The 20,792-nt window shown below is 69.3% G+C and carries 9 protein-coding genes; 3 read left to right on the plus strand and 6 right to left on the minus strand.

All coding sequences use genetic code 11. From position 1 onward, the window contains the following. Window positions 1-28: 28 nt before the first annotated feature. The 3 genes from TSH64_RS28995 to TSH64_RS29005 all read left to right on the plus strand — a co-directional run bounded on the left by TSH64_RS28995 (window position 29) and on the right by TSH64_RS29005 (window position 5,114). Window positions 29-694 (plus strand): hypothetical protein, encoded by a 666-nt coding sequence (locus TSH64_RS28995; protein ID WP_146207950.1) that lies wholly within the window; start codon window positions 29-31, stop codon window positions 692-694. Between the two features lie 426 nt (window positions 695-1,120). Continuing rightward, a complete protein-coding gene (locus tag TSH64_RS29000; protein ID WP_146207949.1) occupies window positions 1,121-1,858 on the plus strand; it encodes a hypothetical protein in 738 nt (245 codons plus the stop codon). Window positions 1,859-2,006: 148 nt separating this feature from the next. Next, window positions 2,007-5,114 (plus strand): M10 family metallopeptidase C-terminal domain-containing protein, encoded by a 3,108-nt coding sequence (locus TSH64_RS29005; RefSeq protein WP_109095175.1) that lies wholly within the window; start codon window positions 2,007-2,009, stop codon window positions 5,112-5,114. 15 nt (window positions 5,115-5,129) lie between these two features. Here TSH64_RS29005 and TSH64_RS29010 read toward each other — a convergent pair whose 3' ends face one another. The 6 genes from TSH64_RS29010 to TSH64_RS29035 form a co-directional block, all read right to left on the minus strand. Continuing rightward, window positions 5,130-5,993: an FkbM family methyltransferase gene (locus tag TSH64_RS29010; RefSeq protein WP_199237383.1), complete on the minus strand. Its 864-nt coding sequence runs from the start codon at window positions 5,991-5,993 to the stop codon at window positions 5,130-5,132. Window positions 5,994-6,093: 100 nt separating this feature from the next. After that, window positions 6,094-8,355 (minus strand): biotin/lipoyl-binding protein, encoded by a 2,262-nt coding sequence (locus TSH64_RS29015; protein WP_109095120.1) that lies wholly within the window; start codon window positions 8,353-8,355, stop codon window positions 6,094-6,096. Between the two features lie 45 nt (window positions 8,356-8,400). Then, window positions 8,401-9,861 carry an HlyD family efflux transporter periplasmic adaptor subunit gene (locus TSH64_RS29020; RefSeq protein ID WP_109095119.1) on the minus strand — a complete coding sequence of 487 codons (1,461 nt, stop codon included), beginning with the start codon at window positions 9,859-9,861 and terminating at the stop codon, window positions 8,401-8,403. Further along, complete coding sequence (locus tag TSH64_RS29025; protein WP_247872666.1) at window positions 9,858-10,721, minus strand: efflux RND transporter periplasmic adaptor subunit; 864 nt, start codon at window positions 10,719-10,721, stop codon at window positions 9,858-9,860. Before TSH64_RS29025 ends, TSH64_RS29020 begins: the two co-directional genes overlap by 4 nt. Next, window positions 10,718-12,898, minus strand: a complete 2,181-nt coding sequence (locus TSH64_RS29030; protein ID WP_247872665.1) for a TolC family protein — start codon at window positions 12,896-12,898, stop codon at window positions 10,718-10,720. The genes TSH64_RS29025 and TSH64_RS29030 overlap by 4 nt, the downstream gene beginning before the upstream one ends. Before the next feature lie 123 nt (window positions 12,899-13,021). Further along, window positions 13,022-20,680 (minus strand): Ig-like domain-containing protein, encoded by a 7,659-nt coding sequence (locus TSH64_RS29035; RefSeq protein WP_247873203.1) that lies wholly within the window; start codon window positions 20,678-20,680, stop codon window positions 13,022-13,024. Window positions 20,681-20,792: the final 112 nt, after the last annotated feature.

Genomic DNA, 20,792 nt, shown 5'->3' on the forward strand with positions numbered 1-20,792 from the left:
CCTTCTTTTGATTAGTACTGTCCATAATTTGAGCGATTCGACTATTGATAAGATCCTTGTCTATAATCTCGGTCTTTTGGGCGAAGAGGTCGCTTTCCTAAAAAAGTGTCATAAGGTCCAAGTCGTGGAATTCCCGGCCTGGGTGTCCGACATATACCCCGAGTTCCTCACCCCCAAGCAGTATGCCTGGAAGACCTTTGTCATCAAGGATGCGGCATCCTACGGAGACAACATCTTCTATCTCGATTCCGGCGCGATGTTGGTAAGGGACATCAAGGACATCTACGAGAAGATCGAAAAGAATCACATTTTCGTCGTCGGCGGTTGGGGGCAAAACAAGACCTGGACCCATGATCTCTGCTTCAAGATCATGGGGGCCTCCGAGAAGGAAAAGAATGCCAATCAGATATCCGCAGGAATCCAGGGTTACAAACCCAACGGCCGGTTCCAGCGTTACGTGGATGAAGGGTTTCTTTACGCCTGCATCAAGAGCGCGATTTTCGGCGATCACAAGAACCATCGCCATGACCAGAGCATCTATTCCGTCCTGGTCAGCCGCTACGGCATAGAACCCGAGGACATAGGCATCTACGGCGAGTTGCAAGGCATTCTAAGGCCCGATCAGGCCATCTATGTCCACAGACGCGCTTTCCCGGTTTCCAAAATCCAGCTCAAGGCGAAGGGTCGGGAATGACCTGACGGGTCACTCCCGGAGCCCGGCGGTGAGAAAAAAGGTCCGGAGCAACCGCCCCTTTCGATAGGGGAATGAAAGGCTGTAGAGTGGCCGTGCCGCAGTCCGCGGTGCGGTTTTCCTCCCGGTCATGACAATCACCCTCTCCGACCTGCCCGACGCCCCAGGCGGCACGATGCCTGCCTGTTCCTGCCTGTTGTGCAGCGCTGCCGGTTGGAGAACTCCCGCCATCGTGATGCTTGGCTGCGCATGGCCCTGTCCGGCCGCGCCCGCGACTTCACCGTCGCCCGCTCGGTCGACCGGATCGAGGCGGTGTTCGAGGAGTTGATCGGAAGGAAAGTCAACCCGCCGGGTTGCTGATGCCGCGAGATTTCTGATAATGTCGGTCAAATTTTCCGGAAGAATTCCTGTGTCGGGGCAGTGCTGAAGATGTCGAATGTCCTTGTTACCTGCTGCAACTCCGCCTACTACGAATCCTGCCTTCTTCTGATCAGCACTGTTCATTCGACGAGCGATTCCACCATCGACAGAATCCTCGTCTACAATCTCGGTCTTTCAGGAGAACAGGTCGATTTGCTGAACAGGTGCCACAAGGTGCAGGTCGTGGAATTCCCGGCCTGGTTGTCCGACATATACCCCGAGTTCCTCACTCCCAAGCAGTATGCCTGGAAGACCTTCGTCATCAAGGATGCGGCATCCTACGGAGACAACATCTTCTATCTCGATTCCGGCGCGATGCTGGTGCGGGACATCAAGGACATCTACGAGAAGATCGAGCAGAACCATATCTTCGTCGTCGGCGATTCCCACAAGAACAGGACCTGGACGCACGATCTCTGCTTCAGGATCATGGGAGCGTCCGAAGAGGAAAAGAACGCCAACCAGATATGCGCGGGAATCCAGGGCTACAAGCCCAATGGGCGGTTCCAGCGCTATGTGGACGAGGGGTTCCTCTACGCCTGCATCAAGAGCGCGATTTTCGGCGACCATAAAAATCATCGCCATGACCAGAGCATCTATTCCGTCCTAGTCAAGCGCTATGGCATCGAACATGAGGACATCGACATCTACGGCGAGTGGAAAGGCATCCTGAGGCCCAATCAGGCCATCTATGTCCACAGGCGTTATTTCCCGGTCTCCAAGATCCATCTCAAGATGAAGGGGTGATGGGGTTGACCGGCCGGGATCCGGCCGATCGCCCCCCAAGGCACGTCGGTGAGAAAAAAGGTCCGGGTTTGCCTCCCCTTTCGATTGGGGAATGAAAGGTTGTAGAGTGGCGGAGCCGCAGATCCGCGGCCCGGATCCGCTCCCGTCCATGACGATCACCATTTCCGACCTGTCCGACGCCCCGGCCGGCACCGTGCCTGCCTGTTCCTGCCTGCTGTGCAATGCCGCCGGCTGGAGTGCCGCGCCGATTGCCGCAACCCCGGACCCGCAAGGTTCGGTTCCGCAGGGCGCCGCCTCCGCCACCGTCTCGGCCCTGCTGGCGACGGGGACGCCACGCTGGGGCAGCGGTGCTGCCGGCAGCGGGGCAACCGTCACCTACAGCTTCATGGAGCAGCTGCCGTCCTACGCCACCGTCTCGGACGGGACCGGTTTCGCGCCGCTGTCCGCCACGCAGCGCGACGCGGTGCGCCAGGCATTGGCCGCCTGGAGCGCGGTCGCCAACATCTTCTTCGTCGAGACCTCCGACAGCGCCAACAGCGGGCAGGGCGGGTCGATCCGCCTCGGCACCAACCGGCAAAGCTCCAGCGCCGCCTACGCCTATTATCCGAGCGGCTCGCTCTATGACGGCGGCGGCGACATCTACCTGTCCAACAGCAGTGCCGCCAACACCAGCCCGACGCTTGGAACCTACGGCTACCTGACCATCCTGCACGAGATCGGGCATGCCATCGGGCTGAAGCATCCCGGCAACTACAACGCCACCGGCGGCGGGGGCGAACCGCCCTACCTGTCCTCGGCCGAGGACAATTACCGCTACACGATCATGTCCTACAACAGGCACCCCAGCCTGGGTCTGAACGGGCTGGCGACGGGGCCGGCGCTGTACGACATCGCGGCGGCGCAGTACCTGTACGGTGCCAACACCAACACCCGCATCGGCGACGACCGCTATGCCTTCGCCAGCAACACGGTCGCGGTCAGCCAGTCCATCTGGGATGCCGGCGGCACCGACACCATCGATGCCGGCGGGCAGGCATCGGCTGTCAGCATCGACCTGACGCCCGGAGCCTTCAGCTCCATCGGCCCCAACGGGTCGGGCGGGCTGGCGGTGGGCAATGTGTCGATCGCCGCCGGCGTCACCATCGAGAACGCCATCGGCGGCAGCGGCAACGACATCCTGATCGGCAACGGCGCCAACAACCTGCTGATCGGCGGGGCGGGTGACGACACGCTGACCGGCGGGGCCGGCGACGACACGCTGCAGGGTGGCGGCGGAACCGACACCGCGGTCTACAACGGCAGCCGGTCCTCCTACACCGTCACCGTCACCTCCGACGGCGCCACCATTTCCGGCGGCGGCGAGGGCACCGACACGCTGACCGACGTCGAATTCGCCCTGTTCGCCGACACCCGCATCAGCCTGCTGCCTCCGGCGGTCGCCGCCAGGGCCGGCCGGGTTTCCATCGGTTCCTCCATCGCCATTGCCAGCCTGATCACGGCGACCGATCCGGCCGGCGGCCTCGTCACCCAGTATGAGCTGGTCGACAACACCAGCGGCGCCGGCTCCATCATGGTCGGCGGGACGGCCCAAGCTGCCGGCGCGGCGGTGCCGCTGACCGCGGCGGCCTTCGCCGGCGTCACCTTCGCCGCCTCCACCCTGCCCGGCATCGACGAGCTGTCGGTGCGCGCCTACAACGGCGTGGCGTGGAGCCGTTGGATCGGCTTCACCATCGCCTCGCGACCGGCCAACCGGCCGCCGGCCGTCCAGGGCGACAAGACCCTGACCGCCCTGGAGGCCGGGCCGGCCATCGCTCTCGGCATCGACCGGCCAAGCGACCCGGACGAAGGCGACAGCATGACGGTGACGCTGGTCCGCCTGCCGTCCGCCGGCACGCTCCGGCTCGCCAACGGCACCGCCGTCACGGCCGGGGTGACGCTGGGGGTGGCCGATCTGGCCGGCCTGACCTATCAGGCATCATCCGGCACCCCGGCGTCGCCGGGGTCCTTCGCCTACACCGTCACCGACAGCCAGGGGGCGGTCAGCGGCCAGACCGTGACCTTGCGGGTGACCACGCTGGCCGAGACGATGGCCGGCTTCGACCCGCTGGCCTATCTCGCCTCCAATCCCGACCTTGCCGCCGTCTTCGGCACCGACGCCGCGGCGGCGCGTGCGCATTACCTGTCCGTCGGCCGGGCGGAGGGGCGGGCGGCCCGGTCCTTCGACCCGCTCTCCTACCTCGCCGCCAATCCCGATCTGGTGGCGGCCTTCGGCTACGACCTTGCGGCGGCGAGCCGCCATTATCTGACCCTGGGCCGCCGGGAAGGGCGGTCGGCCGGCAGCTTCGACCCGCTGGCCTATCTCGCCGCCAACCCCGACCTCGCCGCCGTCTTCGGCACCGACACCACGGCCGCCACCCGCCATTATCTGTCCAGCGGCCAGCGGGAGGGGCGCAGCACCCGGTTCGACGGCTACGGCTATCTGGTGTCGAACCCGGATCTGGCGTCGGCCTTCGGGCTGGACCCGTCGGCGGCGGCCCGCCATTACGTGACCGCCGGCCGGGCCGAGGGGCGCGGCATCACCTTCGACAGCCTGGCCTATCTGGCCGCCAACCCCGACCTTGCCGCCGCCTTCGGCACCGACACCGCGCGGGCGGCCGGCCATTACCTGTCCAGCGGCCGGCGGGAGGGGCGCAGCACCAGCTTCGACGCGCTCTCCTATCTGGCGGCCAACCGCGACCTCGCCGCCGTCATCGGCAACGATCCCGTGCGGGCGGAGGAGCATTACATCCGCTATGGCCGGCTGGAGAACCGCAGCACCAGCTTCAACACCCACGACTATCTGCTGGCCAACCCGGATCTGCTGAGCGTCTTCCTGGGCAGCGAGCAGCAGGTGAAGCTCTATGTCGTCCTCTACGGCAACACGCCGCGGCGCGACGCCGCCGGCTTCGATGCGCTGAGCTATCTGGCCGCCAACCCGGATCTGGCGGCAACCTTCGGCACCGACACCGCCGCCGCCACCGCCCATTACCAGTCGACCGGACAGGCGGCCGGGCGGCCGACCCAATTCAACGCGCTTGCCTATCTGATGGCCAACCCCGACCTCCAGCGCGCTTTCGGCAGCGACCAGCAGCAGGCTCTGGTCCACTTCATCCAGTATGGCCGCAACGAGCCGCGCCCCAACCCGATCGGCTATGTCCGCCCGTCCACGGCGGGGTTTGCCGTGGACGGCGATGGGATGCTGGCGGCAGGAGGCTGATAGGGGGAGCAGGCTTCAGCGTTTGGCGATGCTGACGGCGGCAGGCTCGTTCGCCACGCTGTCCCAGACCCCGGCAACCGTTTCGATGCGGGAGAACAGGACGTTGCAGGTGTAGGTCTGCCTGACCTCGCTTCCGGGCGGCACGAGGCGGGGCAGGGCTCCGCCATGGTCGAGCAGGAACATGTGATAGCCGTGCTCCACCATGAACCGGCGCAGCTCGTGCTGGTTCGTGCGGTTCCTTGCCAGACCGGGAAGGTTGAGTTCGGCGGCGATGAAGTCGATCCTCTTCCCGTGAAGAAGCCCTTCGGCGCCCTTCAGGACATTCAACTCATGTCCCTCGGTGTCGATCTTCAGCAGGCGGATGCGCTCAAGGCCGTGCCGCTCCGCCAGACTGTCGAGCGTCTCGGCGCGGGCGACGAACTGCGTGATGGACTCGTTGCTTTCCAGCGCTTCTCCCGGCGTCTTCTCGGGCACGACGCCGCCATTGCTGTCGTTGGTCCCGTTCGATCCGAAGACGATCTCTCCGTTGCGATCGCTGATCGCAACGTTTTCGATGAAAAGATGCGAGACATCGTTCAGCGCGGCGCTGTCGCGGATCAGGGCCGCCAGTCCGGGATTGGCCTCGGCGGTGACCACGCGTCCCTGTGCGCCCACCGCGGTCGCGGCAAGCATGGTGAAATAGCCGGCATTGCCGCCGACATCGACGGCGGTATCGCCGGAGCGAAGAACCTTCAGGAACAGCAGCGACGTTTCGTGTTCGTACATCTGGCCGCCAAGGAAATGGGCGATGACGTCACGCTGGGCCATATCCTGCGGATCGAGCTGCAAAAAGAACGTCGTTCCATTCGAAGCAACGATGTTGAATTTTTGAAGAGCCATGGTCCGCCGATCCGTCGCTGAAAGCCGGAAGCACTTTATGAGCATGGGCTTTCCAGATCAACGCTTCCACCAGCGGCGGGATTTCAGGCGGGCCCAAGCTTCAGAACCCCGTCTCGCGGATCAGCACCGATGCGGCCATGCGCCAGAAGCGTTCGGCGATGCTGCGGGCCTCGCCCGCCACGCGGACGATGCCGCGGGTGACGCGCTCCGGCCCGTCCTGTGCGCCGGCTGTGGCACCCTGCCCGACCTTCACCGGTTCGACGTCCAGGGTGATGCGGTAGACCGCCTCCACCGGGGCGAGCGCGCTGCGGGTGGAGCCGCCATGGGGCTGCTGGCCCGGCTGGGAGCCCGCCTGCCCCTCCACCGCCACCGGCCCGCCATTGACCGAGGCCAGCGCCGGCACGTCCAGAACCGACACGGCGACCGGGTCGACCGCGCGCACCGTCGCCGCGCGCCGGGGGGCCAGTGGATCGTCGGGGTGGAACTGCGCTCCGGCCCCCGGGCTCAGCCGGTCGAAATCGCTTTCGCCGACATAGCCGACCAGCTCGCCGCTGCCCGGCGCCACCACCATCGCCAGCGGCAGTTTCGGACCGATCCAGCGGCCGGGGATCAGCGCATCCTCCATGTCGCGCACGGTGCCTGACAGGGGAGCGCGCACCACCAGCCGGTCGCGGCTGTCGAGAATGCCCTGCCGCTCGGCCAGGGCGGCGGCCAGATCCTCCTCCATCGCCCGCACGCGGTCGAGCTGCTCGCGGCTGGCGGTCAGGCGGGCGATCTGCTCCTGCATCCAGTCGATGCGCAGTTCGGCCTGCCGCAGCTTGCCCTCCAGGTCGGGGGCGGTCAGGCGGAACAGCGGTTCGCCCTCCACCACGCTCTGGCCGCGGGCGACCAGCGTCTCCTCCAGCCGGGCGGGGAAGGGGGCGTAGACGGTGGCGAACCCCGACGCCCGCCAGACCACCGGCACCGACACGGTGGCGGTCACCGGCAGCAGGGTCAGCCCGACCGCCGCCGCCAGCCCGGCCAGCGTCAGCCCGGTGCGCAGGTTCATATGGAAACGGTCGCGCAGAGACCACCAGGCCTTGGCCTCGGTTAGGAAGGGACGCGCGACGAACCAGCCGATCTCGATGACGAACAACAGGATCCCCAGAACCTTGATGGCGACGTGGTAGACCAGCAGCGCGATGCCGAGGAACAGCACCAGCCGGTAGACCCAGGTGGCGTAGGAATAGGCCAGCAGGATGCGCCGCCGCCCCGCAGGCATCTCCTCCGGCGGAGCCATGCCGAGGCCGAACAGCCACTCCCGCAGCTTCCAGCGCGCCATGGCGAAGGCGCGATCCTGCAGGTTGGGCACGTCCAGCGCGTCGGACAGCAGGTAATAGCCGTCGAAGCGCATGAAGGGGCTGAGGTTGATCGCCAGCGTGGTGACCCAGCTGACCGTCGCCAGGAAATAGGCGGCGCTGCGCAGTGGTCCGTCGGGCAGGAAGCTCCAGGCCAGCGTGGCGAAGACGGCGATCGTCAGCTCGGTGGCCATGCCGGCGGCCCCCACCGCCAGCCGCTGCCGGCGCGACACCAGCCTCCAGGCGTCGGTGGTGTCGGTGTAGAGCACCGGCCACATCACCAGGAAGGCCACCCCCATGGTCGGCACCCGGCAGCCGAAGCGCTTGGCGGTGTAGGCATGGCCAAGCTCGTGGCAGATCTTGGTGCCCAGCAGGGTGACGCCATAGAGCGCCAGCCCTTCGGGCGAGAAGAAATGCTGGAAGGTGTGCAGGAAGGCATCCCACTGCCGCGCCACCAGCAGCCCGGCCAGGAGCGCGGTCAGCAGCACCGCGACCATCCAGGCCCGGCTGTAGAGCGGCGCCACCAGCCCCACCGTCGCCGACAGGAAGCGGTCCGGCCGCACCAGCGGGATGCGGAAGAACAGGTAGTTGTGGACCAGCCACCAGAACCAGCCGGTGTGCCGCGCCGCCGCCTGCCGCGCCAGAAAGGCGGTGTCGGTCGTGACGGTCAGGTTGTTGGCCGCCAGGAACTGGTAGAAGCCGATGACGTCCTCGACCGTCGGCTCGAACAGGCTCTGCTCCGCCACCGCCGTGGCGATGGCGCGCGGGTTGGCATGGTGCCAGTGGGCGATCAGCGCGAAGCCTTCCGGCCCGATGCGGAAATAGCGGTTGCGCACCGGGTCGTGGATGGTCCAGCCCGGCGCCCCGTCCTGTCCCGCCGGCGCCGGCAGCAGGGCCAGGTCGTCGCGCAACCCCGGCAGCCGCAGGGACGCCAGCGGGTCGGCCGGGGCGAAGCTGGCTGCATGGCCTCCGGTGGAGGGGCCTTCGGTGGAGGAGCCGGCGGAAGGAGTGAGGGCGATGGACACGGGAGTCCTCGGGTTTGCCGTCGGGTTTGCCTTGGGAGGGCTGCCTCAGATGCCCAGCGACTGGCGCAGCAGGGCCAGCGGGCGGCGGAACAGGTAAAGCGCCAGCGGCACGCGGTCGCCCAGGATCTTGGCGGTGCCGCGCAGGCCGATGCGGGGCGGGGCCTCTCCCGCGTCCAGCGCCGCCTTGACCCGGTAGGACAGCACGCCGGCGGCCGACAGGCCGGCTTCGTAGCTGGCATGGGTCAGCCGCGCCCGCAGCGGGTGGAGCGGATCGACGTTCAGGAACAGCTCCACCGGGGAACCCGGCTCCAGCACCAGGGCGTCGCCGACCGGCACCATGATGTCGATCTCCGGCGCCTGCGGGTCGGCCAGGGTCAGCACGCGCTCGCCCACCGACACCGGCTTGCCCAGCCAGTCGTTGATGTCGGTGAAGACGGCGATGCCGGCGCGCTCGGCCTTCACCGTCACCCGCTCCAGCAGGTCGCGGGCGAGCGCCATCTCGGCCCGGCGCAACTCCACCTGGGCGCGGAGCTGGGCGATGCGCGCCTTGGTCTGCGGGTCGGCGAAGGCGGCCTGCGAGGCGGTCAGCAGTTCGGCCTCCGCCTGGGTCAGCCCCTTGCGCGCCACCTCGAAGCGGCTGCGCAGGACGGTGGACTCGAAACTGAACAGGGGCTGGCCGGCCGCCACCGGCTGGTTCGGCTGCACATGGAACCGCTCGATCACACCGTCCAGCGGGGCGGCGACGATCACCGGATTGCTGGTCTGGATCTCGGCCGGGGCCAGGGTCGACATCGGCACCGGGATGGCGAGCGCGCCGGCGACGGCCAGCAGCGCCAGCAGCGGCAGCAGGGTCCGGCGCAGCCCGTGCCGCTTCGTCCGCTTGCCCGACAGCGCCCACCAGGCATGGCCGTAGCCTTCGGCCAGATGGCTCAGCAGCAGGATTTCGCCGTCGGTCCAGGGCTCGTCACGGCCGAGCCACAGGCCGGCCAGCGGCGGTGCTGCCTTTTCCGCCGCGGCGGCGGGCGCCGCTCCCCCGGGGGCTTCCCGGGGCGCCTCCTGCGGGGATTGCGGCTTGCGCAGCGGGCACCACAGCACCTGCGCCGGCCCCCATTCCCCCCAGACGCTGCGCACGGAGGCGGGCAGGGTGGCGGGATCGACGACGTGGACGCTGTTGGCGTCGTGCCCGGTGGCGACGGCGCGCACCGCCTCCTCCAGCCATTGGGCGAAGGGGGCGTTCGGCTCCAGCACCGCGATGTTGGACACCGCCCCCAGCGTCGCCCGTCCGCGCTCGCCCACCGTCAGGAAGGCCGCCTGGCGATAGGCGATCAGCCGGCGGGTCTGGTTGACGATGTGATAGCGCAGCTCCGGCGCCGTCGCCTGCCGCCAGGCCTGCCGCTGCAACTCCAGCAGCATCAGCAGGCCGTTGACGGGCTGCGCGCCTCCCTGCGGCGTCCCTTGCGGCGGAGCCGCCTGCTGGGGCGGGGTCTGGGCCATGGCTGTGCTCATGGCTTCGCAGTTCCGGGTCTGGGGGCGCCGCCCTGATTTCCAGCCCCTTGGTTCCCGGTCGGCAGAGAAGACAGCGCGGGCTCGGGGAAGATGGCGGTGCCGCTCATGCCGGCGATCATGCCAGACGGAACGCCCTCGCCGGTCAGCTTGGCGGTGACCTTCACCGACTGGCTGGCCGGATCGACCTTGGCACCGGGCAGCACGACCTCGCCGGGCAGGGTGGCGCCGGTTTCGTCGACGCGCAGGTCGAAGCGCTGCCCCGGCCTCAGCCACACCAGCCAGGAGGAAGGAACGATCAGCTCCACCTTCAGGTCGCGGTCGGACAGGATCTCCAGCAGCGGCGCGCCGGCGGCGACCGACTCATGCTCCTGGATGCGGCGTTCGACCACCCGGCCGTCGAAGGGCGCCTTGACGTCGCAGCGCCGGGCCTGCACCTCGGCCTTGCGGACGTCGGCGCGGGCGACCTGGGCCTTGGCCTCGGCCAGCTGCACCTCCGCCTCGCCGATGGAGCGCAGGCTGTTCAGGCGCCGGTTGACCCGCGCCGTCACCTCGGCCGCGTTCAGCTGGGCGCGGGCGCCGTCCAGTTCCGCCTGATAGCTGGAGCAGTCGAAGCCGACCAGCAGCTCGCCGGCCTTGAAGCTCTGGCCGGCATCGACGCTCATGCGGGCGATGCGGCCGGGGATCTCGGAGGAGAGGACGGCGTGCCGCCGGGCCTCGATCAGGGCGCGGACCTGCCCCTGGGACGCGTCCTGAGCCACCGCCGGGGTGGAGGCGAGGCCCCCACCCACCAGCGCGATCAGGAGAGCGGCGCCGGCAGCAATGCCGGGCCAGCCACGGGGACGACCACCGGGACGGATCACAGCGACGCGAGCCGATCGGCGGTCTGGCTGTCGGACTGCTGCTCTTGGGCCGAAAGGGTACGAACAGTGCATTCCCGCTGACTATCCTTCACACGATGGCAGAACCGTTCGGCCGCGGCGCGGTCGGTGAAACCGCCTGCGCGCAGTTGGACGATGGTCTTGCCGTCTTGGCTGCGCCGGCTGGCGACATACAGGGCGCCAACCCCGCTGCCCTCCGTTTCCAGGCGTTTGGCGATGATACCCCATTCCTTCTCGGCAAGCCTGTGGCTTGCGTAAGCCCCGAGTTCAGCCTGGATGACGGGAGAGAAGGAGGCCGTCGCAACCGGGGAAGCGACCTGGGTGGCGGCTGGTGCCACCGGGGCAGGAGCGGAAACGGCAGCCTGAACCGGAGCGGGAACCGGCACCGGGGCAGGAGCGGGAGAGGACGCGGGCGCCTGCGCTGCGGAGGAGGCCGGCACGACGGGCATGGCGGCCGGAGCCGGTCCGGCTGCAACGGGAGCAGGGGCCGGAGTGGGGGTGGGGACGGTCGCGACCGGAACCGGCTTGTTGACCGGCTTTTGTTTCACCGCGTCCTGCTTGACCGGCTCCGGCTTCGGGGCTTCCTGGGCGGCGGTCTTGGGCGCAGCCATCAGGTCCTTGACGCGCATCACGCTGTTGGCCCGGTCCTGCCAGGAGGAGAGGCCCCGGCTCACCGCCTGGGTCAGGGTGGGCAGGTCGTTGGCGGCCATCGTCTCGGGCAGCGGGTCGACGCCGGCCGACACCATCACGCGGGCATAGGCGTTGTGCAGGTCGGCCAGCACCAGGTCGCGGCGCAGGTCGGACAGCAGCGCCGTCACCTCCGACTGGATCACGCCAAGCTCGCCGACCTGCCCGGCCTCGCCGACGTTGGTGTATTGCGAGCGGATGCGGGTGTCGAGGTCGGCCTGCTCGGCGGTCAGGGCGAACTCCTGCTTCAGCTCGCGGTACTGAAGCACCGCCACATGCACCTGGCTCAGCACCGCCATGCTCAGCGCCTGACGGCGGAAGGCGATCAGCTCCTCCTGCGCCTCAGCGTAGGATTTGGTGGCGGGGGCCGACACCAGATTGATCAGGTTCCAGCTGATCCGCGCGCCGTAATCGGCCCAGCGCTGGTTCAGCAGGAAGCTGTTGCTGTCGTAGCGCAGGGCGGCGTTGACGTCGATGCCCGGCAGCAGCTTCAGCAGCGACCGCCAGGTCTCGTCGGCGGAGATGCGCTGGTTGTAGCTCTCCTCCAGCAGCTCCGGCCGGTTCAGCAGGGCGTAGGTCTCCAGCGCCTCGGCGCCGACATCCAGCTTGGGCGGCGACTGCATGACGCTGGCCGCCGGCATCTCGATCTCGAACGGCTCGCCCGGCGGCAGGCCCATCAGCGCGCCCAGCTGCGACTTCGACGCCACCAGCTCGCGGCGCAGCGACTGCAGCTGGCGCAGCGTCTCGACCAGGGTGCGGGTGTAGTTGAGCGCCTGCAGCGGCGCCTGGACGCGCAACGCCTCCAGCGTGCGGGCATCGCGGCGGGCGCCCTCGACACGCTTCTCCAGCGGGGCCAGCCGCTTCAGCAGCCGCTCGGCGGCGACGGCGCGCCAATAGGCGGTGCGCACGTCCTGCATGATGCCCTGGACGACGCGGCGGCGGCGCTCGTCGGCGATCAGCACCAGATTGGCGTTCTGCCGCGCCCGCAGATAGCTGACGCCGAAGTCCAGCACGTTCCAGGTGAAGGCGAGGTCGCCGGTGCGGCGGTGCCTGTCGGTGGCGGTGGTGCTCTCGCCCGTCCGCCGGCCGGTGGCGAGGTTCAGGCTCTCCGACCCGGCGTCGTTGTTGCGCCCGACATAGCCGGCCGCCGCCACCACGCGCGGCAGCATGTCATAGCGCGACAGGTCCAGCTGGTCGGTGGCGACCGCCACCTCCATCAGCTTCACCCGTTCGTCGAGGTTGTACTTGATGGCCCGCGCCATCGCCTCGTCCATCGAGACCGCCTTGGTCAGCGGCTCCTGCGGCGTCAGGACGACACCCAGATCCTTGCGGACGCGCGCCAGATTCTCCTCGGCCGTCAGCGGCTCGGGTTTGACCGCGCAGCCCGCGGCCAGCAGGGATGCCGTCAGAACGGCGACGGGAACCACCGAAGAAAGCAAGCGGCGGCGGAGGTGAGCGGTCGAAGTCTTCATGGCGGGAGCAATTCCGTTCGGCGGAAAAGGATTGGATGAGGGAAAAGCGACGCGGGAATGAGAAGGACGGCGGGAAAGACCCCGGGTGAGAAGGATGGGTGGGGATGGGGAGCCGGGCCGCCGTCAGGCGGCCCGGCTGTCGGGCAGGATGTGGCTGGCGAGTGCGGCCAGCAGGTCGGCGGCGCCGGTCGGGCCGCCATGGGCGCGGGCGACCTGACGGGCGAAGCCGGGGGAGGCCGGCATGATCTCGGCGCGGGTGTCCGCTCCGCGCTCCGCCGGCCGGCCGCTGCCGTCCGCCGGGGTGCCGCCGCCATCCTGGGGAGCGCCCTGGTTTTGCGGCTGGCCCTGCTGCTCGCCCTGGCCCTGACCCTGCTGGCCCTGGCCTTGCTGACCCTGTTGGCCCTGGTTCCCCGGCTGTCCGGCCGTCGGGCCGCGGCCCTGCCCGGTGCCGAGGCCGGTCCCCCGGTCCTGGCCTTGGCCCTGAATCTGGCCCTGACCCTGACCCTGACCGTTGTTCTGGCCGGTGCCCTGGATGCCGGTCTGGCCGGGAGTGCCCTGGCCGTTGGTGCCGGTGCGCGTCGTGCCGCCCGTGCCGGTCGTGGTGCCGCCGCTGGCGGTTCCCGTGTTGCTTCCGGTCCCCGTGCCGGTCCCTCCGAGCGTGCCGCCGGTGCCGCCGGTGCCGCCGAGGCCCGTGCCGCCCAGGCTGCCGCCGCCCAGACCGCTACCAAGGCCGCCGCCACCGAGGCCACCCAAACCGCCGCCCAGCCCGCCACCGAGACTGCTTCCCCCCAGTCCGCTGCTGGAACTGCCGGAACCGGAGGAACTGCCGCCGATGCTGGTGAGCGTCACCGACCGGCCGGCATCCGTGCTGGCGGAGCTGCCGCCGACGCTGCCCAGCGTCACCGACCGGCCGGCATCCGTGCTGGCGGAGCTGCCGCCGACACTGCCCAGCGTCACCGAGCGACCGGCATCCGTGCTGGCCGAACTGCCGGGGATGCCGGCGCTGCCGCCGCTGCCGCCGCCCGGCAGGCTCGGGCCCGACCCGCCACCCAACACGCTGCCGCCCAGCACACTGCCCGAGGACGAGCCGTTGGAGGACGGGCCGTTCGACGAGGAACCGAGCGCCGAGCTGCCGGACTGTGACGGACCGTTGCCGCTGCCGGTGACCGGCGTGGTGATCGCCGGGCTGTTGGTCGTGTTGACGGTGGGGGTGGTCGTCGTGGTGGTGGTGACGCGGGCCACCGCGACCGTCACCGTGGTCGCGGTGGAGCTGTTGCCGACGAGGTCGCGGGCCTGGATGCTGATCGACCGGCTGGTCGCCGTGCCGGTGAAGCTCGGGTCGCTGGCGCTCGACCGCAGCCCGATCGCCCGCACCGCCGCCTGATAGTCGGCGGCCGACGCCACGCCGGTCAGCACGATGCCGGCGCCGTCGCGGGTCGCGGTGATGCCGGCCGGCAGGGCGCCGATCACCAGCTCGTCGCCGCTGCGGGCGTCGGTCAGGGTGACCGTCACCCGGTTCAGCGAGCTGGCGTCCGACAGCGACACCGCGGTTCCCAGCGTCGCCGTGCCGCCGGCGGTCAGCGTCGGGGCAGAGCCGCCGGACACCGTCGGGGCCTGGGTGTCGACCGTCAGGCTCAGCGTGCCCGAACGGCCGATGTTGCCGGCGCGGTCGGTGGCGGTGGTGACCACGTTGTGGCTGCCGTCGGCCAGCGGGGCGGTGACGGCGAAGCTCCAGCGCCCGTCGCTGCCGGTCGTGGCCGTGCCGACGGTGACGCCGTCGACGATGACCGTGACCGCGCTGTTCGGATCGGCGCTGCCGGTCAGGATCGGACGGCCGGTCGAGATGACGTTGGCCGAATTGTCGATACCGGAGATCGCCGGGGTCGACAGCACCGGCGCCGTGGCATCGATGGTCAGCGTCAGCGCCGCCGAGGTGCCGCTGCTGTTGCCGGCCCGGTCGGTCGCCCGGCTGGTGACGGCATGGGTGCCGTCGGCCAGCGGGGTGGCCGGCGTGAAGCTCCAGCTGCCGTCGGAGCCGGCGATGGTGGTGCCGACCGCCACGCCGTCGACCAGGACGGTGACGGTGGACCCGGCTTCCGCCGTGCCGCCCAGGGTCGGGCGGTTGAGGCTGGTCACCCCGTCGGTGGCGGAGCTGCCGGTGTCCTGCCCGGGCGCCAGCACCGGGGCCGGGGGGGTGTCCGGCGCCACGGTGTCGACCAGGACGTTCTGCAGGCCCGGCAGGCCGGTCAGCGCCGTGGGCAGCGGGAGGCCGGCCTTGTCGGCGATGCCGCCGCCGTTGAGGTTCAGCCCGGTGACGGCGATGCCGTCGGCGTCGCTGTCGCCCGCCTGCACCACATAGTCGAAGCGCAGGGTCGTCCCGCTGCTGCCCGTGGGGGTGTAGACCGCCTGGCGGGTCTGGCCGCCGATGTCCAGCGTGATCGTCGGGGTGCCGTTGACGATCACCACCTCGCTGGCCTGGATGTAGAAGCTCAGCGTCTTGCCGAGGCCGTACACGCCGTCGTTTGGCACGATGACGCTGCGGATCGCCGGCGCCGTGGTGTCGATGGCGATGTCCTTGTTCAGCCCCAGCGACCGCGCGTCACCCGGCATCGTCAGGGTCAGGATGCCGGCGTTGCCGGCAATGTCCGTGATCGATCCCGCCAGGGCCGAGGTGCCGATGGCATCCAGGTCGGCGGCGGTGTCGCCGGCCTGCACCGTGTAGGTGAAGGTCAGCGTGCTGGTCCCGGCCCCGCTGCTGTAGACGGCGGTGCGGCCGGTGTTCAGCGCCAGCGTCGGCGTGCCGCTGACGGCCACCGCCTCGCTGAAGCTCACCTGGATCGAGATGGTCTGGCCGGTGGTGTAGGTGCCGTTGTCGGTGCTGGAGGTGACGTTGGTGACGGTGGGAGGGACGCTGTCGATGCGGGCGCCGCCGGTATCGGCGACGTTGCCCGGCGTCCGCACCGCGGCGTTGCCGGCCAGGTCGGTGATCGTGCCGCCGGTCAGGGCGGAGACCAGGCGGACGCCGTCGCTGTCGCTCAAGCCCGCCTGCACCGTGTAGCGGAAGGTCAGGCTGGTGCCGCCCGACCCCGACACGTAGGCCGCCTGCACCACCGTGCCGTCGTCCAGCGTGATCGGCAGGATCGGGCTGCCCGTCACCGTCACCGCCTCGTTGAAGGCGACGGTGAACTCCATCACATCGCCGGCCTTGTAGATGCCGCCGGTCGGCACCGACACCGAGGACACCGTCGGCGCCGTGGTGTCGATGACGATGTTCTTGGTGCCGCCCAGCGACGATCCGCCGCCGACCGCCGGCAGGGTCGTCGCCGCGTCATTGCCGGCGGTGTCGGTGATCGTGCCGCCGTTCAGCGCCAGCGCGCCGGTGGAGGCGTAGTCGAGGTCGGCGGCGGTGTCGCCGGCCTGCACCGTGTAGGTGAAGGTCAGCGTGCCGGTCCCCGAGCTGCCGCTGTAGGTGGCGGTCCGCCCGTTGCTCAGCGTGATGGTCGGGGTGCCGTTGACGATCACCGTCTCGGACAGGCTGACCTGGATCGAGATGGTGTCGCCGGCCTTGTAGCTGCCGTCGGCGGTGGAGGAGGTGACGCCCGTCACCGTCGGCGCCGTGCTGTCCACCGTCACCGACAGCCCGCTCGAGGCGGGGGAGACGTTGCCGGCTGCGTCCGTCGCCTTGACGGTGAGGGTGTGCGGCCCGGTCGACAGGGCGGTGGCGACGGTGACCGAATAATTGCCGGAGCCGTCCGCCGTACCGGTGCCCAGCACCGTGGTGCCGTCGGTGTCGTACAGCGTCACCGTGCTGTTGGGCTCCGCCGTGCCGGTGATCGTCGGGGTGGTGGTCCTGGTGATGCCGTCGCTGGCGGAGATGCCGGTATCGCTCGCCGCCGGCAGGACCGGCGTGCCCGGTGTCGCCGGCGCGCTGGTGTCGACGGTGACCGACAGCCCGCCCGAGACGCTGGAGACGTTGCCGGCCGCGTCCGTCGCCTTGACGGTGAGGGTGTGGGTTCCCGGCGTCAGCGCCGTGGTGGCGGTGACCGAATAGTTGCCGGAGCCGTCCGTCGTGCCGGTGCCCAGCACCGTGGTGCCGTCGGTGTCGTACAGCGTCACCGTGCTGTTGGGCTCCGCCGTGCCGGTGAAGGTCGGCGTGGTGTTGCTGGTGACGTTGTCGGTGCTCGAGCTGCCGCTGTCGGTGCCCGCCGTCATGTCCGGGGCGGTCGGCGCGCCCGGCGCCGTGGTGTCGACGATGATCGCCTTGTTGGCGCCCAGCGAGTTCGCCGCCCCTGGCGCCGCCAGGGTGAGGATGGCCGCCAGGCTGGTGGAGCTGTCGGCGATCGTGCCGCCGTTCAGCGCCAGCGCAGCGGTGGAGGCGTAGTCGAGGTCGGCCGACGTATCGCCGGCCTGCACTGTGTAGGTGAAGGTCAGGGTCGTGCCGCCCGACCCGCTGGAATAGGTGGCCGTCCGCCCGGTGCCGAGCGCCAGGGTCGGCGTGCCGGTCACCGTCACCGCCCGGTTGAAGGTGATGGTGATCGAGATGGTGTCGCCGGCCTTGTAGCTGCCGTCGGCGGTGCTGGCGCTGACCGACGAGACGGTCGGGTTGACGATGCCGTTCAGCACCAGGTCGTTGCCGGTGCCGCCGGCATAGTCGACCGTATAGAGGTCGCCGTTGCTGGTCATGGTGGCGCCCTGCGCCAACCCCGACAGCGTGTTGGACAGCGTGCCGGCGCCGGTCTGGTCGATCACCCTGTAGCTGGCGTTGGTCGCGGCGAAGCCGTTGACGCGGGTGACGGTGATGGCGCTGGAGCCGCTGGACAGCGTGACGCCGCCGCTGACGATCACCTGGTCGTAGTCGGTGCCGGCGGTGGTGGTGCCGGCGATCTCGACCGCCAGGGTGCCGCTCAGCGACAGGTTGCCGTTGACGGTCAGGCTGCCGACGCCGTTGTTGGTCCCGGCGATACCGGGCGCCAGGGTGGCGCCGGACGCGACCGTCAGCGTGTTGGACGAGCTGGCGGCGAAGATCGAGCCGGTGCCTCCCAGCGTCGCCCCCGACGCCACCGAGACGGCGCTGGTGCCGCCGAGCGCCCCGGTCACCAGCAGGGTGCCCACCGACACGGTGGTCGGTCCGGCGTAGCTGCTGGTGCCCGACAGGGTCAGCGTGCCGCTGCCCGTCTTGGTCAGTCCGTCGTTGCCGCCGATGGCGCCAGACAGCGTCACGGCGACGCCGGTGTCGATGGTGGCGCCGTTGACCCCGGTGTCGAAGGCGTTGTCGATGGTGCCGGCCCCGGTCACCGTCAGCGTGCCGCCGTTCAGCGTCACCGTGCCGGTGCCCAGGTTGTCGTCGCCGGCCACGCTCAGCGTGCCGCCGCTCCGCACCCTCATCTCTCCGCTGAAGCCGCCGCTGTTGGAGCCCGACAGCGTCATCGTGCCGCTGCCGTCGAGACTGAAGGCACCGCTGCCGGTCAGGGTGCCGGAGAAGGTGGTCGAGCTGTTGTTCACCCCGGTGGTCAGGGTGTTGGCGCCGATCGCCACCGTGCCGGATCCGCTCAGCGAACCGATGGTCTCGTCGCTCGACAGGGTCAGGGTGGTGCCGGTGGCGACGGACACCGCGCTGCTGTCGCCGATCGCCGACCCGCCCGACACCGTCAGCCCGCCGCCCGACAGGGTGGTCGCGCCGCTGTAGCTGTTGGCCCCGGACAGGGTCAGCGTGCCGCTGCCCGCCTTGGTGAAGCCGCCCAGTCCGCCGATCACGCCCGCCATGGTGGCGTTGCTGCCATAGGTGGCAGTTAGGACCATGCCGTTGTCGATGGTGACGTCGGTGGCGGCGCTGCTGTTGCCGGTCAGCGCGCCGACCGTCTCGCTGGCGCTGACCCGGAACACGCCGGAGCCGCTGAGGGTGACGGAGCTGGAATCGCCGATCGCCGACCCGCCCGAGGCGATCAGCGTGCCGGCCGAGATCGCCCAGTTGCCGGTATGGGTGTTGGTGCCGCCGAGCGTCAGGGCGCCGGCCCCCTGTTTCTCGACGGCGTTCGTGCCGGAGATCACCCCCGACAGCGTCACCGCGCTCGCGTTGGAGATGATCGCCGCATCGTTGTTGATGACGATGGCGTTGGTGACCGTGGTGCTGGCGCCGGTGATCTTCAGCGTCGTGTTCAAGGTGACGGCGCCGCTGCCCAGATTGTCCGAACCGGTCACCGAAAGGCCGTTCGCCCCGCTGACCGTGGTGCCGCCCGAATAGCTGTTGCTCCCGCTCAGCGTCAGCAGCTGGCCGCCGGTCTTGGCCAGCGACCCGCTGCCGGTGATGGCGCCCGACAGGATGGCGGCCGAGCTGGCGACATTGACCGTGCCGTTCGACGACCCCAGCGCGATGTCGTTGTCCACCGTGCCGCCGCCGAGGTTGCTGAGCAGCAGCGTGCCGCCGTTCAGCGTGACCGTGCCGGTTCCCAGATTGCTGTCGGAGCCGATCCCCAGGGTGCCCGCCGTGACGCTGATGGTGTTCAGCCCGGTGCCCGAGGTGCCGCCGGACGTCGTGTTGTTGGTGCCGCCCAGCACCAGCCTGCCGTCCCCGCTCTTGCTCAGGGCCGAGGTGACGGTGCCGTCGTCGGCCAGGGTGGAGTTGATCGTCAGCATGTCGCCCGTGGCGACGCTGATGCCCAGACCGCTGCCCAGCGTAAAGCCGTTGCCGGTGATGGTCAGCGAGCGGCTGTTGCCGCTGCTATCCATCGCCAGGGTGACGCCGTCGCGCACCGTGTAGGTGCCGCCCAGCGTGATGGTGCCGGACAGGCTGGAGGCAAACCGGATGGTGATCGGTCCGGACTGGTTGTTGGCGATGGCCAGGGCCTCGTACAGGTCGAGACCGCCGCCATCCGCCACGTCCGACGAATAGGTGCCGGTGGGGGCGCTGGAATCTATGGCGTTGACCGTCACCACCAGATCCCCGGCGACGGTGACGGTGACGGTCTGGTCGGTGGTGCCGCCATGGCCGTCATCCGCACGGACCACGACCGTGTAGCTGCCGGCCGTCAGGTTGGCGGCGTTGACCGCGGTCAGCGCGCCGGTGGACCCGTCGATGGCGAATTTCGCGAAATCACCGCCGCTGGAGACGCTGTTGACGCTGACCAGGCTGTAGCTGCGGGTGTCGTTCTCCGCATCGCTTGCCGCCGCGGTGATCACCGCGGCATTGGTTCCGTCATAGATGCTCAGGCTGGCGCTGGTGGACGAGGTGAAGACCGGTGCGCTGTTGGTGATGGCGGTGTAGGCCGAGGTCGCCGTCTGGGTGCCGCCCTGTCCATCGTTGGCGGTCACCACCACGCGCAGGTACTTGTGGCCGTCCGAACTGCTCAGCGTGTAGTTGGCGCTGGTCGCACCGCTGATCGCGGTCAGGTTGGTGCCGCTGTTGTCGTCGGCCCTGTACCATTGGTAGCTGTAGGTCCGGCCATCGCCGTCGGCATCGCTCCAGGTGCCGTTGGTGGTGCTCAATGCGTTGCCGACCGTCGCCGTGCCCGACACGCTCGGCACCACGCTGTTCACCGGCGCGCTGTTGGTGATGGCGGTGTAGGCAGCGGTCGCCGTCTGGGTGCCGCCCTGTCCATCGTTGGCGGTGACCACCACGCGCAGATACTTGTGGGCATCGGACGTGGTCAGCGTGTAGCTGGCGCTGGTCGCACCGCTGATCGCGGTCAGGTTGGTGCCGCTGTTGTCGTCGGCCCGGTACCATTGGTAGCTGTAGGTCCGGCCATCGCCGTCGGCATCGCTCCAGGTGCCGTTGGTGGTGCTCAACGCGTTGCCCACCGTCGCCGTGCCCGACACGCTCGGCACCACGCTGTTCACCGGCGCGCTGTTGGTGATGGCGGTGTAGGCCGAATAGGCGGTCGTCGTGTTGGAGTTGCCG

The sequence above is a fragment of the Azospirillum sp. TSH64 genome (assembly GCF_003116035.1).
Taxonomy (GTDB): Bacteria; Pseudomonadota; Alphaproteobacteria; order Azospirillales; family Azospirillaceae; genus Azospirillum.

Excerpts from the sequence above, each read along its gene's own strand:
- TSH64_RS29010 (WP_199237383.1), bottom strand. The coding sequence starts at position 5,993 with ATGGCTCTTCAAAAATTCAACATCGTTGCTTCGAATGGAACGACGTTC.
- TSH64_RS29030 (WP_247872665.1), bottom strand. The coding sequence starts at position 12,898 with ATGAAGACTTCGACCGCTCACCTCCGCCGCCGCTTGCTTTCTTCGGTG.
- TSH64_RS29020 (WP_109095119.1), bottom strand. The coding sequence starts at position 9,861 with ATGAGCACAGCCATGGCCCAGACCCCGCCCCAGCAGGCGGCTCCGCCG.
- TSH64_RS29005 (WP_109095175.1), top strand. The coding sequence starts at position 2,007 with ATGACGATCACCATTTCCGACCTGTCCGACGCCCCGGCCGGCACCGTG.
- TSH64_RS29000 (WP_146207949.1), top strand. The coding sequence starts at position 1,121 with ATGTCGAATGTCCTTGTTACCTGCTGCAACTCCGCCTACTACGAATCC.